Below are 16069 nucleotides of genomic sequence, written 5' to 3'. Positions count from 1 at the left end.
TGTTTCAAAACCACCGTGGCAGCACTGCTTATTCGGAAACGCTCAGGAAGCGGCTGAGGTGTTCGTTGGCCGCATTGTCTTCCCAACCCTTGACGCGGTTGGATACCAGCCAGAGATCGGCCTGCGTTAGCAGCGGCGCAACCGGCTGCTCCTTCATCAGGATGGCTTCAGCATCATGCAGCAGCTTGGAACGCGCAGCAGGGTCTTTCTCATCATAAGACTTCTTCATCAGCGCATCGAATTCAGCATTGTTGAACTTCGAATAGTTGAACGTCGTGTTGGACGAGACAGACAGGTTAAGGAAGTTTTCGGCATCAGCATAGTCAGCAACCCAGCCAGCGCGCGCGACATTGTACTTGCCGCCTTCCTGCAGGTAACCGTAGTGCGAGGCGACATCGAGATTCACCAGTGAAACATTCGCGCCGAACGTGGTTTTCCACATGTCCGCAATGGCGGTGGCGACACGCTCATGGTTAGGGTTGGTGTTGTAGCGGATTTCGATGGATAGAGGCTTAGCACCTTCACCGTAACCGGCTTCCTTCATCAGCTTGAGCGCTTCATCTTCACGATCTAGCTGCGACATGGCGGCGAAATCGGCCTTTGCCGGTTCGCCATAGCTGTCCATGCCGGGCGGAACCATGGAGTAAGCAGGAACCTGCGAGCCGCTGTAGATTTCCTTAGCCAGGAAGTCGCGGTCTACCGACATGGAGAGAGCCCGGCGGACGCGAACGTCGCTATAAGGCGCTTCGCGCGTGTCGAAGGTGTAATAATAGGTCGCAAGCGTCGGAGAGACGTGCACCTGTTCACCATAGGACTTCTTCAAACGCTCCAGCTGGTCTGCGGAGAAGTTGAACGCAAGGTCCATTTCTTTGGCTTCAAAGCGACGAACGGATGCAGCCTGGTCATCGATTGGGTAGAAGATCACCTTATCGATCTTGGTGTTGGCGGCATCCCAGTGGTTAGGGTTCTTGACGACAATCAGGCTGTCGTTGGGAACATGGGACTGCAACGTATAGGCACCGTTAGAAACCATGACGCCGGGCTTGACGAAGTCAGCACCGTTCTTCTCGACGCTTGCTTTGGAAACAGGGAGCGCTGTCTGGTGTGCGAGCAGCTCCAGAAAGAATGGGGTCGGGCGCTCGAGCGTGATTTCCAGCGTCTTTTCGTCGACGGCCTTTATGCCGAGATCATCTAGCTTGCCTTCGCCCTTGTTGAGCTTTTCGGCATTTTTGATGGGGTAAAGAATATTGGCGTATTTCGCGGCGGTCTTCGGGTCTTCGACGCGCTTGAAGGAGAATACGAAGTCCTCTGCGGTAACAGGCGAACCGTCCGACCACTTGGCGTCGGCGCGAATTTTGAATGTGTATACGGTGCCGTCGTCAGACAGCGTCCAGCTTTCGGCTGCACCAGGAACGATCTTACCGGCGGCATCATAAATGGTCAGACCTTCATAAAGGTCCTTCAGGATGAAGGCTTCAATGTTGATCGAGGTCTGTGCCTGATCGAGGGTTTGTGGTTCCCCGGCGTTACCACGGTGCAGGACCGTTTCCGCAAGAGCTGAACTGGCGCCAATCAGAAGCGAGCCTAGCAGGATTGCGGCACGCGTTGTTGTTTTTATAGAATTCATTTTTTTAATTTCCCCATAAAGTGTGAGAACGCGCAAACAAGGACAAAATGCGCCGGGGCGCAACCCCAATATTTATCAGGCGGACAAAATGGAGCATTCACAAGCGCGTCGATTGTGGAAAACCTTGCTCCTATGCGCGAGTCAGCGCACTTTCGTTTCTCAAAAAAATGAAATATAACGAAAGTCCACAGATATTGACGGGTAGAAGCTTCCATGTTTTTCTCATCGCGCCAGATTGATATCATCGAACTTGCGAAATCCGAAGGCAAGGTCAGCGTGGATGATCTCGCCTCGCGATTTTCAGTCACTGCACAGACGATCCGCAAGGATCTGAACGATCTGTGCGAGGCCCGCGCACTGACGCGAATCCATGGCGGCGCGATCTTTCCCAGCAGCACCGAAAACGTGAAATATGAAGCCAGACGCTCGATTGCCGCGACGGAAAAACAGGCGATAGGTCGCGCTGCAGCCGGGCTCATTCCCCATAAATCGTCACTCTTCATCAACATCGGCACAACGACTGAAGCCGTCGGTGAGGCGCTGGTAGATCATCAGGAACTGATGGTAATTACCAACAATATCAATGTTGCCAACAGGTTACGGATATTTCCCGGTATTGAGGTCGTCATTGCCGGTGGTGTGGTGCGCGGTACCGATGGCGGCATTGTCGGTGAAGCTGCCGTGGACTTCATCCGCCAGTTCAAGGTGGACTATGCGGTGATTGGTGTCTCGGCCATCGACAAGGACGGCGCGCTGCTGGACTATGACTTTCGCGAAGTGAAGGTGGCGCAGGCCATCATCGCCAATGCACGGCATGTCATTCTCGTCTCCGACTCCAGTAAATTCGACCGCACGGCACCGGTGAGAATAGGTCATCTCTCGCAAGTCCACACCTTCATTACGGACCACTGTCCGCTTCCATCAGTCAAAGCCATCTGCAAGGAAAACGACGTTCGGCTGATCGAAACCGAACGTTTACAGCCTGAAAATTGAAACGATTAACATTCGTTTGACATTCACTTTATTTTCATTTTAACTCGCCCCAATTTCGAATTCCAACAATAAGCGGCGGAATGTCGCGTCAGGGAGAGACAAGGTGAGTGAGCAGGCGGTCCGCGATATTTTCGTGATCGGTGGTGGCATCAACGGCTGCGGTATAGCCCGTGATGCTGCCGGTCGCGGCTATTCGGTGACCCTTGCCGAGATGAACGATTTCGCCTCCGGCACCTCGTCTGGCGCAACCAAGCTCATCCATGGTGGCCTTCGCTATCTCGAACATTATGAGTTCCGCCTTGTGCGTGAAGCTCTGATGGAACGCGAAGTGCTCTGGGCCATGGCACCGCACATCATCTGGCCGATGCGCTTCGTTCTACCGTTCCACAAGGGCGGCATCCGCCCGGCTTGGCTCATCCGCCTTGGGCTGTTCCTCTACGATCATCTTGGTGGCCGCAAGCTTCTGCCCGCCACGAAATCCCTCGACATGCGCCGCGACCCCGCTGGCAAGCCGTTGAAGCCACTGTTCACCAAGGCATTCGAATATTCGGACGGCTGGGTGGATGATGCACGTCTCGTGGTGCTGAATGCGCGGGATGCCGCCGACAAAGGTGCCGACATCATGAGCCGCGCGAAGGTGGTTTCGGTTCGTCGCGAAGGCGGGCTTTGGAATGTTGATGTGAAGGAAAATGCGACCGGTGTGGTCAAGACCGTGCAGGCGCGTATGCTGGTCAACGCCTCCGGCCCATGGGTCGACAATGTGCTGTCCAATGCGGCAGGCAAGAACCAGGTGCACAATGTGCGCCTCGTTCAGGGCAGCCACATCATCGTGAAAAAGAAGTTCAACGATGTCAGGGCCTATTTCTTCCAGAACCCTGACAACCGCATCATTTTTGCCATTCCCTATGAGACGGATTTCACGCTGATTGGTACCACCGACCGGGATTACACGGGTGACCCGGCGGATGTGAAGATCAGCGGCGAAGAAACGGATTACCTCTGCAACGCCGCCAGTGAATATTTCGCTGAACCGGTAAAGAAAGACGATATCGTCTGGACCTATTCGGCGGTGCGCCCGCTGTTTGACGATGGCGCGTCCAGTGCGCAGGAAGCCACGCGCGACTATGTGCTGAAACTTGAGGATGCGTCCGGAGAAGCGCCTTTGCTGAACGTCTTCGGCGGCAAGCTGACGACCTATCGGCGCCTGGCGGAACATGCCCTTGAGAAAGTGGCGGAAGCTATTGGCGACAAGGGCAAGCCATGGACGGCGAAAAGCTCGCTTCCGGGCGGTGACTTCGCTGCCACCGGCTACGAGGCCGAAGTTAAAAAGCTCAACACAAAATATAGCTTTCTATCCGAGCGTCAGGCGCGCAGACTGGTTCGCCTCTACGGAACGAAAGCAAACGCTATTCTCGGTGATGCGACCAGCATGGAGGCGCTGGGTCAGCATTTCGGAGGTGATCTTTACGAGCGCGAAGTCGAATGGCTAATGCGCCAGGAATGGGCCAGAACCAGCGACGACGTGCTGTGGCGCAGAACCAAGCAGGGCCTGCATTTTTCCAAGGAAGAAGCAGCCACACTCGACAGTTACATGGCGTCTATCGCGGCATGATGAGCGCCCGAAAGGGCGTAAAAGACCGATATTGAAGCAGATATCTTGCAGGTTGGGAGGCCTCGGGACAGCATGCTGGAATTACGCAACATTGCCAAGATGGTGGGTGGTGAATACCATATCTACCCAACCAATCTGACCCTCAAGCGGGGCACGCTCAACGTGCTGCTGGGGCCGACGCTGTCTGGAAAAACATCGCTGATGCGGCTGATGGCCGGTCTGGACAAACCGACCGAGGGCCAGTTGCTGTTCGATGGGACGGATGTCACCGGCAAGCGCGTGCAAGACCGCAGCGTGGCCATGGTCTATCAGCAATTCATCAATTATCCCGCTCTCACCGTCTACGAAAACATCGCCTCCCCCATGCGGATCGCCAAGAAGGACAAGGCAACGATAGACCGTGAAGTGCGGCGCGCTGCCGATCTTCTTCGGCTCACGCCCTATCTCGACCGCACACCGCTCAACCTTTCCGGCGGGCAGCAGCAGCGCACGGCGCTTGCCCGTGCCATCGTCAAAAATGCCAGCCTCGTGTTGCTGGATGAGCCGCTTGCCAACCTCGACTACAAGCTGCGCGAAGAATTGCGCGAAGAGTTGCCGAAGATTTTCGCTCAATCCGGCGCGATCTTCGTTTACGCCACGACCGAGCCATCCGAAGCCCTGCTTCTGGGCGGCAATACGGCCACCATGCATCAGGGGCATATCGCCCAATATGGCAGCACGATTGATCTTTACAGAAACCCTGTCGATCTCGTGTCGGCAAAGACCTTCGCTGATCCGCCCCTCAATATCATCGCGCTCACCCGCTCCGGCCCTTCGTTTCTGCACAATGGTCAGCCTGTTTTCGACGTGCCAGCGCACCTCTCAGGCGTTGCAGACGGCCCTGTGACGGTGGCGTTCCACCCGCACCATCTATACCCGACGCCCACCCATAGTGGCGCGGTGAAGCTCGGCGCGAAGACGCTGATCTCCGAGATCGCGGGTTCCGAAAGCTTCATTCACGTCGATTTCGCCGGCAATCGCTGGGTCATGCTGACGCGCGGCATTCTGGATATCGAGCCCGACCGCCAGATCGATATCTATCTGGATACACGCCATCTGATGGCGTTCGATGCGAATGGCCGCTCGCTTGCCACCCCGCAACAAGCAGCCGCGTGAGGAGAAGAGACCATGGCACGCATCAGTCTCGACCACATCCGCCACGCCTACAATGCCAAAGCCAGGGCGGCCAATGATTACGCCCTGAAAGAAGTGAATTACGAGTGGAGCGATGGCGGTGCCTACGCGCTGCTCGGGCCATCCGGCTGCGGCAAGACCACCCTGCTCAACATCATTTCCGGCCTCATCAATCCGTCCGATGGCCGCATTCTGTTCGATGGCAAGGACGTGACGAACCTGCCGACGGAGCAGCGCAACATCGCACAAGTGTTCCAGTTTCCAGTCATTTACGACACGATGACCGTCTACGACAATCTGGCTTTCCCGCTGCGCAATCGCGGTGTTTCGGAGCCGGATGTTGACAGGCGCGTCAATGAAATTCTTGAGATGATCGATCTCTCATCCTGGGCCAAGCGCCGCGCGCATCGGCTGACAGCGGACCAGAAGCAGAAGATTTCGCTGGGTCGCGGTCTCGTGCGCAACGACGTCAACGCCATCCTCTTCGATGAGCCGCTGACGGTCATCGACCCGCACATGAAGTGGGTGCTGCGCTCGCAATTGAAGCGCCTCCACAAACAATTCGGCTTTACCATGGTCTATGTCACGCATGACCAGACCGAGGCCATGACCTTCGCGGACAAGGTGGTCGTGATGTATGACGGCCAGATCGTGCAGATCGGCACGCCCGCCGAACTGTTCGAGCGGCCAAGCCACACCTTCGTCGGTTATTTCATCGGCTCGCCCGGCATGAATTTCATGCCGGTTTCACTGGATGGCGCACAGGCGAAAATAGGCGATCAACATGTCTTGCTTGACGCGGCACCAAATGTTGAGACCGGCGCAAAAACCGAACTCGGCATTCGCCCGGAGTTCATCTCGCTCGGTCGAGAGGGGATGCCTGTTACCATCAGCAAGGTCGAGGATATCGGCCGCCAGAAGATCGTTCGCGCCAGCTTTGCCGGTCATCCGCTGACCGTGGTGGTGCCTGAAGATGGTGACATTCCGTCTGAACCCCGCGTCACTTTCGATCCCAAGGCTATCGGCATTTACGCCGATAGCTGGCGCGTTGGCACGGGAGCTTGAGCCATGGAAAAGACGTTCAACAACAAGGCTTGGTTTCTGGTCATCCCGGTTCTGATCCTGGTCGCATTTTCCGCCGTCATCCCACTGATGACGGTCGTCAACTACTCGGTTCAGGATACATTCGGCAACAACCAGTTCTTCTGGGCCGGAACCGACTGGTTCGTGCAGATGCTGCATTCGCCCCGCTTCTGGGATGCGCTGATGCGCAACCTGATTTTCTCGATGGTCATTCTGGCGATCCAGATTCCGCTCGGCATTCTCATTGCGCTCAACATGCCGAAAACAGGTTTCGGCGTGCCGGTCTGCCTCGTCCTCATGGCGCTGCCGCTTCTCATTCCGTGGAATGTGGTGGGCACTATCTGGCAGGTTTTCGGGCGCGTCGATATCGGCTTCCTTGGCCATTACCTGTCCATGCTCGGCATCGACTACAACTACACGCAGGATCCGGTCGATGCCTGGGTAACCGTCATCATCATGGATGTCTGGCACTGGACGAGCCTTGTCGTGCTGCTGTGCTATGCCGGTCTCGTATCGATTCCCGACGCCTATTATCAGGCGGCCCGCATTGATGGAGCATCGCGCTGGTCGGTGTTCCGCTATATCCAGTTGCCGAAAATGAAGCGCGTGCTGCTCATCGCCGTACTGCTGCGCTTCATGGACAGCTTCATGATCTACACCGAACCCTTCGTGGTGACCGGCGGCGGCCCCGGCAATTCCACCACCTTCCTGTCCATCGACCTCGTGAAGATGGCAGTCGGCCAGTTCGATCTCGGGCCAGCGGCGGCGATGTCGATCATCTACTTCCTGATCATCCTTGCTCTGTCTTGGATTTTCTACACCGTCATGACCAACAGCGACGAACAGGCTTGAGAAAGGAGAACACCATGAGCAATTCCAAATCCATCACCCGCTTCTCCTTTCTCATCCCGACGATTTACATCGTCTTCCTGTTGCTGCCAATCTACTGGCTCGTAAATATGAGCTTCAAGGAAAACGGTGAAATTCTCGGTGCCTTCTCGCTCTGGCCGCAGAACCCGACGCTTCGCAACTACACTATTATCTTCACCGATCCCGCTTGGTACAACGGCTACATCAACTCCATCATCTATGTGGTGATGAACACGGTGATTTCGGTCGCCGCTGCCCTGCCTGCCGCCTACGCGTTTTCGCGCTACCGCTTTCTGGGCGACAAGCACCTGTTCTTCTGGCTGCTGACCAACCGCATGGCACCCCCTTCCGTCTTCGCCCTGCCCTTCTTTCAGCTCTATTCCGCTTTCGGCTTGATCGACACGCATATTGCGGTCGCGATTGCCCACTGCCTATTCAACGTTCCCCTGGCAGTGTGGATTCTCGAAGGCTTCATGTCAGGCGTTCCCAAGGAAATCGATGAAACCGCCTATATCGACGGCTACTCCTTCCCGCGCTTTTTCGTGAAGATCTTCATGCCCCTGATTGCCAGCGGCATTGGTGTCGCAGCCTTCTTCTGCTTCATGTTCTCGTGGGTGGAACTGCTGCTGGCCAGAACGCTGACGACAACCGCCGCCAAACCGATTGCCGCCACCATGACCCGCACTGTTTCTGCCTCCGGCATGGACTGGGGCGTGCTGGCCGCCGCCGGTGTGCTGACCATCATACCCGGCGCTCTCGTCATCTATTTCGTCCGAAACTACATCGCCAAGGGCTTTGCCCTCGGCCGCGTCTAAGAAAGGAGAAGGTCGATGAATTTTTCCTGGATGGCATGGACGTTGCCTACGGCGCTGTTCTTTCTGACCATATTGCTGCTGCTGATCGGCATGGCGGTTTGGGAATATGTCTCGCCCGGCGGCAATCCGCGCGTTGGGATCTTACGCTTCGAGACGACACGTGGCGACAGGCTGTTCGTGTCACTGCTCGGCTCCGCATTCATTCACCTCGGTTGGCTCGGCCTCGTCGGCCCCGGCCTTTGGTGGGCACTGGCTCTTTCGGTTGTCTATGCGATTGGCGTGTTCCGCTTCGTTTAGTTCAACCGACGGGAATACCGGGAGGGAGGACCGCCCGGATATGGACTGCAAGCAATCGTAAACATTGGGAGGATGATCATGCGAGCGCATCTATTAGCAACCACGGCAGCGGCGCTGCTGGCACTGACCGGCGTGGCAAACGCCGGAATGAACGAGGCCAAGACCTTTCTGGACAAGGAAATCGGCGATCTCTCAAGCTTGAGCCGCGCCGAACAGGAAAAGGAAATGCAGTGGTTCATCGATGCCGCAAAGCCTTTTGCTGGCATGGATATCAAGGTCGTCTCGGAAACGCTGACCACGCATGAATACGAATCCAAGGTGCTGGCCAAGGCATTTTCGGAAATCACCGGCATCAAGCTGACCCACGACCTCATCGGTGAAGGTGACGTGGTGGAAAAGCTGCAGACGCAGATGCAGTCTGGCGAAAATATCTATGACGCCTTCGTCAACGACAGCGACCTGATCGGCACACACTGGCGTTATCAGCAGGCCCGAAACCTGACCGACTGGATGGCCAACGAAGGCAAGGACGTGACCAATCCCGGCCTCGACCTGAAGGATTTCATCGGTACGAAATTCACGACAGCACCTGACGGCAAGCTCTACCAGCTGCCCGACCAGCAATTCGCCAACCTCTACTGGTTCCGGTATGACTGGTTCAACGACGAAAAGAACAAGGCAGATTTCAAGGCGAAATATGGCTACGATCTCGGCGTTCCCGTCAACTGGTCAGCCTATGAAGACATCGCCGCCTTCTTCACCGGTCGCGAAATCAACGGCAAAAAAGTCTATGGCCATATGGATTATGGCAAGAAAGACCCGTCGCTCGGCTGGCGCTTCACCGATGCGTGGCTGTCCATGGCTGGCAACGGCGACAAGGGCCTGCCGAACGGCCTGCCCGTCGATGAATGGGGCATCAAGGTCAATGAAAAATCGCAACCCGTCGGCTCTTGTGTCGCGCGCGGTGGTGATACCAACGGACCTGCCTCTGTCTACGCGATCCAGAAATACCTCGACTGGTTGAAGGCCTATGCGCCTCCAGCAGCTGCGGGCATGAACTTCTCTGAATCCGGCCCCGTTCCGGCGCAGGGCGAAGTCGCGCAGCAGATTTTCTGGTACACGGCGTTTACGGCTGATGCAGTCAAGAAGGGCTTGCCCGTCGTCAACGAGGACGGCACGCCGAAATGGCGCATGGCTCCTTCCCCGCATGGCGTCTACTGGAAGGATGGCATGAAGCTCGGCTATCAGGACGTGGGTTCCTGGACGCTGATGAAATCCACCCCCGACGACCGCGCCAAGGCTGCATGGCTCTACGCGCAGTTCGTGACATCGAAGACCGTTGATGTGAAGAAAAGCCATGTCGGCCTGACCCTCATCCGCGACTCCTCGATCAACCACGAAAGCTTTACCAAGCGCGCCAAGGACCTCGGCGGCCTGATCGAGTTCTACCGTTCGCCAGCGCGCGTTCAGTGGTCTCCAACCGGCACCAACGTTCCTGACTATCCAAAGCTAGCACAGCTGTGGTGGCAGGCCGTGGGCGATGCATCCTCCGGCGCAAAGACCGCGCAAGAAGCGATGGACTCGCTGTGCGCCGAACAGGAAAAGGTCATGCAACGTCTGGAACGCGCAGGCGTTCAGGGCGAAATCGGACCGAAGCTGGCTGAAGAGCACGATCTGGAATACTGGAACAAGGACGCCGTTTCCAAGGGCCACCTTGCGCCGCAGTTGAAGATCGCGGAAGAAAAAGAAAAGCCGATGACCGTGAACTATGATGAGTTGGTCAAGAGCTGGCAGAAGTAATTCTGCGGAATTGAAAGCATGCCGGAGGCAGTTCGCTGCCTCCGTTTTTTTTGTGGCACCACCCCCGCGTTCGTCACCCTTGGGCCTGTCCCGAGGGTCTACTGCCGCTCAAGCAGGCTTCGACGCGGGCTTGTGCCAGAAACGGAAAAAGCCGGAGGCGAATTCATCGCTTCCGGCTTTTTTGGTTTTCTTATCTGCTTCGAGAGCCCACTACCGTCGCGAAAGACGGACCTTCGCAGATGCTCGGGACGAGCCCGAGCATGACGATTGAGAGGCTTAAGCCTCCCTCAACCGCTTAGGAAACAACCGGGTCGAGTTCACCCGACGCATACCGCTTCGCCATATCCCGCAGCGGAATAGGCGTGATCTTCGACGCCTGTCCAGCCGTCCAGAATAACTCGAAGCGTTCCTTACAGAGCTTCGTCATAGCCTCGCGCGCGGGCTTCAGATATTTGCGCAGATCGAATTCCGCCGGATCTTCCGCCATAACCTTGCGGATTTGGCCGGTGATGGCCATGCGGCAGTCGGTGTCGATGTTGATCTTGCGAACGCCGTTCTTGATACCGCGCTGGATTTCCTCGATCGGCACGCCCCAGGTCGGCTTGATGGCGCCACCATAGGCATTGATAATGTCCTGCAAATCCTGCGGCACCGTGGATGATCCGTGCATGACGAGGTGCGTGTTGGGCAGCTTGTTATGGATTTCCTCGATGACGTTCATGGCCAGCACGGAACCGTCAGGTCTGCGGGTGAACTTGTAAGCACCGTGGCTTGTGCCCATGGCGACGGCCAGCGCATCGACTTTGGTTTCCTGCACGAATTTAACGGCTTCATCCGGGTCGGTCAGCAATTGATCGTGCGAGAGAACACCTTCGGCACCGTGGCCGTCTTCCGCCTCGCCCATGCCGGTTTCCAGCGAGCCGAGAACACCGAGTTCACCCTCGACGGAAATGCCGCCGTAATGCGCCATGGTCGTGACCTGGCGCGTGACGTCCACGTTGTAATCCCAATCGCCGGGGGTCTTCCCGTCAGCCTTCAGCGAGCCATCCATCATGACGGATGTGAAGCCTGCCTGCATGGCCGTCATGCAGCTTGCCGCCTCATTGCCATGGTCCAGATGGACGCAGACGGGAATATGCGGGTAGATTTCAACCACCGCATCCATCATGTGCTTGAGCATGATGTCGTTTGCATAAGCACGTGCGCCGCGCGATGCCTGCATAATGACGGGCGAATTCGTCGCATCCGCCGCTTCCATGATTGCCAGCGCCTGTTCCATATTGTTGATGTTGAAAGCAGGCACGCCATAGCCGTGTTCGGCTGCGTGATCGAGCAATTGGCGGAGCGTAATTCGTGCCAAGGTATTTCCTCCTCGTTAATGTTTACCGTCGTTATCGATGACCTCTACAGAGCAGATGATCGATTTCTCATCACGGGAAACACTATTGTCTTGAAGGAGATAACTATCCAAGCCTTTTTTGGCGTCAAGGATTTTTCAAACGATTTGGATCGAATCTTTTTTGTGTGGCACCTCAAAACAGGCTGTTAGAGGGGGCGAATTGCCGCCCGGCGACACCGACTCGACACTCTCACTTGCGGATAAGCGGCGAAACTATACCGCCCTATTGGCGAGGTCTGAACAGACTGTTCACAATCTTGGCCGGACATTCCCCGATTTGCACACTATATGTCTGGCAACGAAACATATGCAATTCAGGTGAATATCATGAAGAAGATTGGCTTTCTGTCTTTCGGTCACTGGAGCCCAGGCGCGCATTCGCAGGCGCGCACCGCCAAGGACGTGCTGAAACAATCCATCGAACTTGCTGTGGCCGCAGAAGAGATCGGCGTCGATGGCGCGTATTTCCGCGTCCACCACTTTGCCCGTCAGCTTGCCTCGCCCTTTCCGCTGCTGGCAGCCGTTGGCGCCCGGACGAAGACCATCGAAATCGGCACCGGCGTGATCGACATGCGCTACGAAAACCCGCTCTACATGGCTGAAGATGCGGGCTCTGCGGACCTGATTTCGGACGGTCGTCTGCAACTGGGTATCAGCCGCGGTTCGCCGGAACAGGTCATCGAAGGCTGGCGCTATTTCGGCTTTCAACCGAAGGAAGGCACGAGTGATGCCGATATGGGCCGCCACAATGCCGAGGTGTTTCTGGAGGTGCTGAAAGGCGAAGGCTTTGCCGAGCCCAATCCACGCCCGATGTTTCCCAATCCGCCCGGTCTGCTCCGTCTTGAGCCGCATTCGGAAGGTTTGCGCGACCGCATCTGGTGGGGTGCGAGTTCCAACGCGACCGCGATATGGGCGGCCAAGCTGGGCATGAACCTGCAAAGCTCGACGCTGAAGAACGATGAGACGGGCGAGCCCTTTCACGTCCAGCAAGCGGCGCAAATCCGCGCTTACCGCGAGGCATGGAAGGAAGCGGGCCACACCCGCACTCCGCGCGTCTCCGTCAGCCGCAGCATTTTTGCGCTGGTGGATGACCGTGACCGCGCCTATTTCGGCGGTGGCAGTAAGGAAAGCGACAGCATCGGATACATCGACGCGTCAACCCGCGCCATATTCGGTCGGTCATATGCCGCTGAGCCGGATGCGCTGATCAAGGAACTGGCGCAGGACGAGGCCGTGGCCGAAGCCGATACATTGCTGCTGACGATCCCCAACCAGCTGGGCGTCGACTACAATGTCCATGTGCTCGATTCCATTTTGAAATATGTCGCGCCAGAACTTGGCTGGCGCTGATCCATTGGGCCCACGCTGCATCCCTGCAGCGTGGGCCATTTTCTATCAGTTGACGTCCATGACCAGACCCTTGGTCAGCTCCAGCGCCTGCCGTTCGAAAAGGCCGCGATAGATGCCGCCCTTCTTTTGGATGAGGCTGACATGCGTTCCTTCCTCGGCAATCTCGCCATGATCGAACACCAGCAGCCGGTCCAGCGAGCGAACCGTCGACAGGCGGTGCGCCACGACCAGCGTCGTGCGGCCTTGCATCAGACGTTCCATCGCAGTCTGGATCAGCATCTCCGATTCCGAATCCAGGCTCGATGTTGCCTCATCGAGGATGAGGATGGGTGCATCCGCCAGAAAAGCGCGGGCAATGGCAATACGCTGGCGCTCGCCACCGGAAAGCTTGATGCCGCGTTCCCCCACCAGCGTGCCATACCCCTTGGGCAGCGCCGAGATGAAGCCATGCGCGCTGGCAAGCTGTGCCGCATGCTCGATCTGCCGCTGCGTCGCGTTGGGTCGCGCATAGGCAATGTTTTCGGCCAGCGACCGATGAAACAGGATCGGCTCCTGCTGGACAATGGCGATCTGCTGGCGCAACGATGCCTGCGACACCCTCGATATGTCCTGACCGTCGATGCTGATCGTGCCATGGCTGACATCATGAAGCCGCTGAATGAGCTTGATGAATGTCGTCTTGCCCGAACCGGAATGCCCGACCAGACCCACGCGCTCGCCCGGCTTGATGGTGACGGAGAAGTCTTTGTAGAGCGGCGCGAGATGCTTGCCGTAATGGAAGCTTACCCGATCGAACTCGATCTTCCCCTCATTGATCACAAGCGTTTTCGCGTCGGGCACGTCTTCAATGCCCAGCGGCTGCGAATGGATGGAGACGAGTTCCTCCATGTCATTCACCGAACGCTGCAAGTTACGGATGTGCATGCCGATTTCACGCAAATATCCTTGCAGGATGAAGAACGCCGTCAGCACGAAGGTGATATCACCCGCATTGGCGTTACCGCTCGCCCACAGCATCAATGCAAGCCCGATCACGCCTGCGCGCATGACGCTCAGCAGGCTGGCCTGAAGTGTGCCGTTGATGGTGCCCCGCGTCCATGTGCGGCGGGTCCGGTCCTTCCATTTGCTGACGACACGCGACAGGCGCTGGTCTTCCCGCTCCTCGGCTCCGAAGGCCTTGACGACAGCGTTGCATGTCACGGCATCGGCAAGCGCGCCACCCATGCGGGTGTCCCAGTTGTTGGCAAGACTGGCCATGGGCGCAACGTAGCCCAGTGCCATGCACACCGTGATGATGACAAACAGCAGCGAGCCAAGCCCGACCAGCAGACCCATCATTGGCCAGTACCACGTCATCAAGATCGTTGATCCGACCAGCATGATGATGGATGGAAACAGCGCTACGAAGACCGTATCGTTGAGAATATCCAGCGCCCACATGCCGCGCGTGACCTTACGCACAGTCGATCCGGCAAAGCTGTTGGCATGCCAGTCGGACGAGAAACGTTGGATACGATGAAACGAGTCGGCTGCGATATCGGTCATCGATCTCAGCGTGAAGCTGATGATGGTCATAAACGTCGCATGACGCAGGATCACCGCGAGCACGGCAAGGCTCATCAACCAGGCGAATGCCGAGAGCGCGCTGTTCCACGCCGCTGCGTCAGTGGCGCTGCCAGACACGACGGCATCGACCAAACGGCCCGCGAACATGGGTGTCAGCACATCGGCTAGCGTTGAAAACAGCACGGCGCAGAGCATGAAGGTCACACGGCCGGGCTGTTGACGCCAATGGGTCCAACAGAAGCGAAAAACGCTGCGAAACGCCTGACTACGGCGCATTTTCAAACCAAAAGACATGACTAGCTTCCGGCACTTGCCGGTCCCATAGATAGATTGAAAGAGGAAAATCGCGCGACGTGGCAGCGCGATAAAATTCAGGAAAAACTAGACGAAACCGGACCAGCCGGTCGTCACGCGATTGCCTCTCCGCACGGAAGAGAAACAGGCTCTTGATGAAAAGAGAAAGAGCGTCTCAGGCCAGATCGGCTGACGCCACCGGGGAGTTGGAAAAATATGCCATAAAATACCTCCCTCGTTAGGTTGATGCAGGCACTCTAGGAGAAGTGGCGGGGAACGCCAACCCTGTTTATAGGCCCCGCGCCAACTAAACCTCTAGGTGCGGCAGAGTTGCCACAATGATGTGCGAGCAATTGCGCGGAATCGACGTGTGAATGGTGACGCAAAACCATTCCCTCAGACGATGCGGACGAGGATTATGATCCTAGTCTGAGCCGTTTCGCTGGTCGTTTATCCGGTGACATAAGTCTTACAACACGTCAAACTCAGTGTCTAACCCTATGCTTGGAGCATGCCATGACGTTGCGTATCAACCAGACAGCCCCCGACTTCACTGCGGATACAACTCAGGGACCTATCAATTTCCATGAGTGGATCGGCGATAGTTGGGCTGTTCTGTTCTCTCACCCGAAGAACTTTACGCCCGTCTGCACGACGGAACTTGGCGCGATGGCGGGGCTGGATGGCGAATTCCAGAAGCGCAACGTCAAGGTTATCGGCATTTCGGTCGATCCGGTGGAAAGCCACTCCAAGTGGAAGCAGGACATCCAGACCGCCACGGGCTTCGAGGTTGCCTATCCGCTGATTGGCGATAAGGACCTCAAGGTCGCAAAGCTCTACGATATGCTGCCGGATGATGCGGGCGAAAGTTCCGAGGGACGTACCCCCGCCGATAACGCCACCGTGCGCTCGGTCTACGTCATCGGCCCCGACAAGAAGATCAAGCTGATCCTAACCTACCCGATGACGACAGGCCGCAACTTCGATGAAATCCTACGCACGATCGACTCGATCCAGCTGACAGCGAAGCATCAGGTGGCGACGCCCGCAAACTGGAAGCAGGGCGAGGATGTGATCATCACGGCGGCAGTTTCGAACGAGGATGCGATTACGCGGTTTGGTTCGTTCGATACGGTACTGCCGTATTTGCGAAAGACGAAGCAGCCGCAGGGTTGATGTGTCGGGGCGCA

13 protein-coding genes are annotated in these 16069 nt (G+C 56.9%); 10 read left to right on the top strand and 3 right to left on the bottom strand.

The annotated features are described in order from the left end of the window. Nucleotides 1-28: 28 nt before the first annotated feature. Nucleotides 29-1627, bottom strand: a complete 1599-nt coding sequence (locus tag QRN55_RS20990) for a peptide ABC transporter substrate-binding protein (RefSeq protein ID WP_284778173.1) — start codon at nucleotides 1625-1627, stop codon at nucleotides 29-31. 213 nt (nucleotides 1628-1840) lie between these two features. On the opposite strand from QRN55_RS20990, the gene QRN55_RS20985 reads away from it, so the two are divergent. From QRN55_RS20985 to QRN55_RS20950, 8 genes are all read left to right on the top strand, one after another. Continuing rightward, nucleotides 1841-2620: a DeoR/GlpR family DNA-binding transcription regulator gene (locus tag QRN55_RS20985; protein ID WP_284778172.1), complete on the top strand. Its 780-nt coding sequence runs from the start codon at nucleotides 1841-1843 to the stop codon at nucleotides 2618-2620. Nucleotides 2621-2723: 103 nt separating this feature from the next. Beyond that, a complete protein-coding gene (gene glpD, locus QRN55_RS20980) occupies nucleotides 2724-4232 on the top strand; it encodes a glycerol-3-phosphate dehydrogenase (protein WP_284778171.1) in 1509 nt (502 codons plus the stop codon). A gap of 72 nt (nucleotides 4233-4304) precedes the next feature. After that, nucleotides 4305-5387 carry an ABC transporter ATP-binding protein gene (locus tag QRN55_RS20975; RefSeq protein ID WP_284778170.1) on the top strand — a complete coding sequence of 361 codons (1083 nt, stop codon included), beginning with the start codon at nucleotides 4305-4307 and terminating at the stop codon, nucleotides 5385-5387. 12 nt (nucleotides 5388-5399) lie between these two features. Further along, the gene (locus tag QRN55_RS20970; protein ID WP_284778169.1) at nucleotides 5400-6470 is read left to right on the top strand and encodes an ABC transporter ATP-binding protein; all 1071 of its coding nucleotides are present in this window, start codon (nucleotides 5400-5402) and stop codon (nucleotides 6468-6470) included. Between the two features lie 3 nt (nucleotides 6471-6473). Next, nucleotides 6474-7340 (top strand): carbohydrate ABC transporter permease, encoded by an 867-nt coding sequence (locus tag QRN55_RS20965; protein WP_284778168.1) that lies wholly within the window; start codon nucleotides 6474-6476, stop codon nucleotides 7338-7340. Nucleotides 7341-7354: 14 nt separating this feature from the next. Further along, on the top strand, nucleotides 7355-8173 hold the full coding sequence (locus QRN55_RS20960; protein WP_284778167.1) for a carbohydrate ABC transporter permease: 819 nt from the start codon (nucleotides 7355-7357) through the stop codon (nucleotides 8171-8173). Nucleotides 8174-8188: 15 nt separating this feature from the next. After that, nucleotides 8189-8470 (top strand): DUF2160 domain-containing protein, encoded by a 282-nt coding sequence (locus QRN55_RS20955; protein WP_045229359.1) that lies wholly within the window; start codon nucleotides 8189-8191, stop codon nucleotides 8468-8470. Between the two features lie 78 nt (nucleotides 8471-8548). Further along, nucleotides 8549-10270, top strand: a complete 1722-nt coding sequence (locus QRN55_RS20950) for an ABC transporter substrate-binding protein (protein ID WP_284778166.1) — start codon at nucleotides 8549-8551, stop codon at nucleotides 10268-10270. A gap of 295 nt (nucleotides 10271-10565) precedes the next feature. Here QRN55_RS20950 and fba read toward each other — a convergent pair whose 3' ends face one another. After that, nucleotides 10566-11630 (bottom strand): class II fructose-bisphosphate aldolase, encoded by a 1065-nt coding sequence (gene fba / locus QRN55_RS20945; RefSeq protein ID WP_284778165.1) that lies wholly within the window; start codon nucleotides 11628-11630, stop codon nucleotides 10566-10568. Between the two features lie 366 nt (nucleotides 11631-11996). Between fba and QRN55_RS20940 the strand changes: the two genes are divergently transcribed. Continuing rightward, complete coding sequence (locus QRN55_RS20940; RefSeq protein WP_284778164.1) at nucleotides 11997-13019, top strand: LLM class flavin-dependent oxidoreductase; 1023 nt, start codon at nucleotides 11997-11999, stop codon at nucleotides 13017-13019. A 45-nt stretch (nucleotides 13020-13064) separates the two neighbouring features. On the opposite strand, the gene QRN55_RS20935 is transcribed toward QRN55_RS20940, so the two are convergent. Continuing rightward, nucleotides 13065-14879: an ABC transporter ATP-binding protein gene (locus QRN55_RS20935; protein WP_284778163.1), complete on the bottom strand. Its 1815-nt coding sequence runs from the start codon at nucleotides 14877-14879 to the stop codon at nucleotides 13065-13067. Nucleotides 14880-15395: 516 nt separating this feature from the next. Here QRN55_RS20935 and QRN55_RS20930 point away from each other — a divergent pair. After that, entirely contained in the window at nucleotides 15396-16055 is a 660-nt protein-coding gene (locus QRN55_RS20930; RefSeq protein WP_111841392.1) for a peroxiredoxin, read from the top strand. Nucleotides 16056-16069 lie beyond the last annotated feature (14 nt).

Source organism: Agrobacterium sp. lyk4-40-TYG-31, from assembly GCF_030209855.1.
Taxonomy (GTDB): Bacteria; Pseudomonadota; Alphaproteobacteria; order Rhizobiales; family Rhizobiaceae; genus Agrobacterium; species Agrobacterium vaccinii.
The sequence above is the reverse complement of the archived record's forward strand: the minus strand, read 5'-3'. Positions and strand labels throughout refer to the sequence as shown.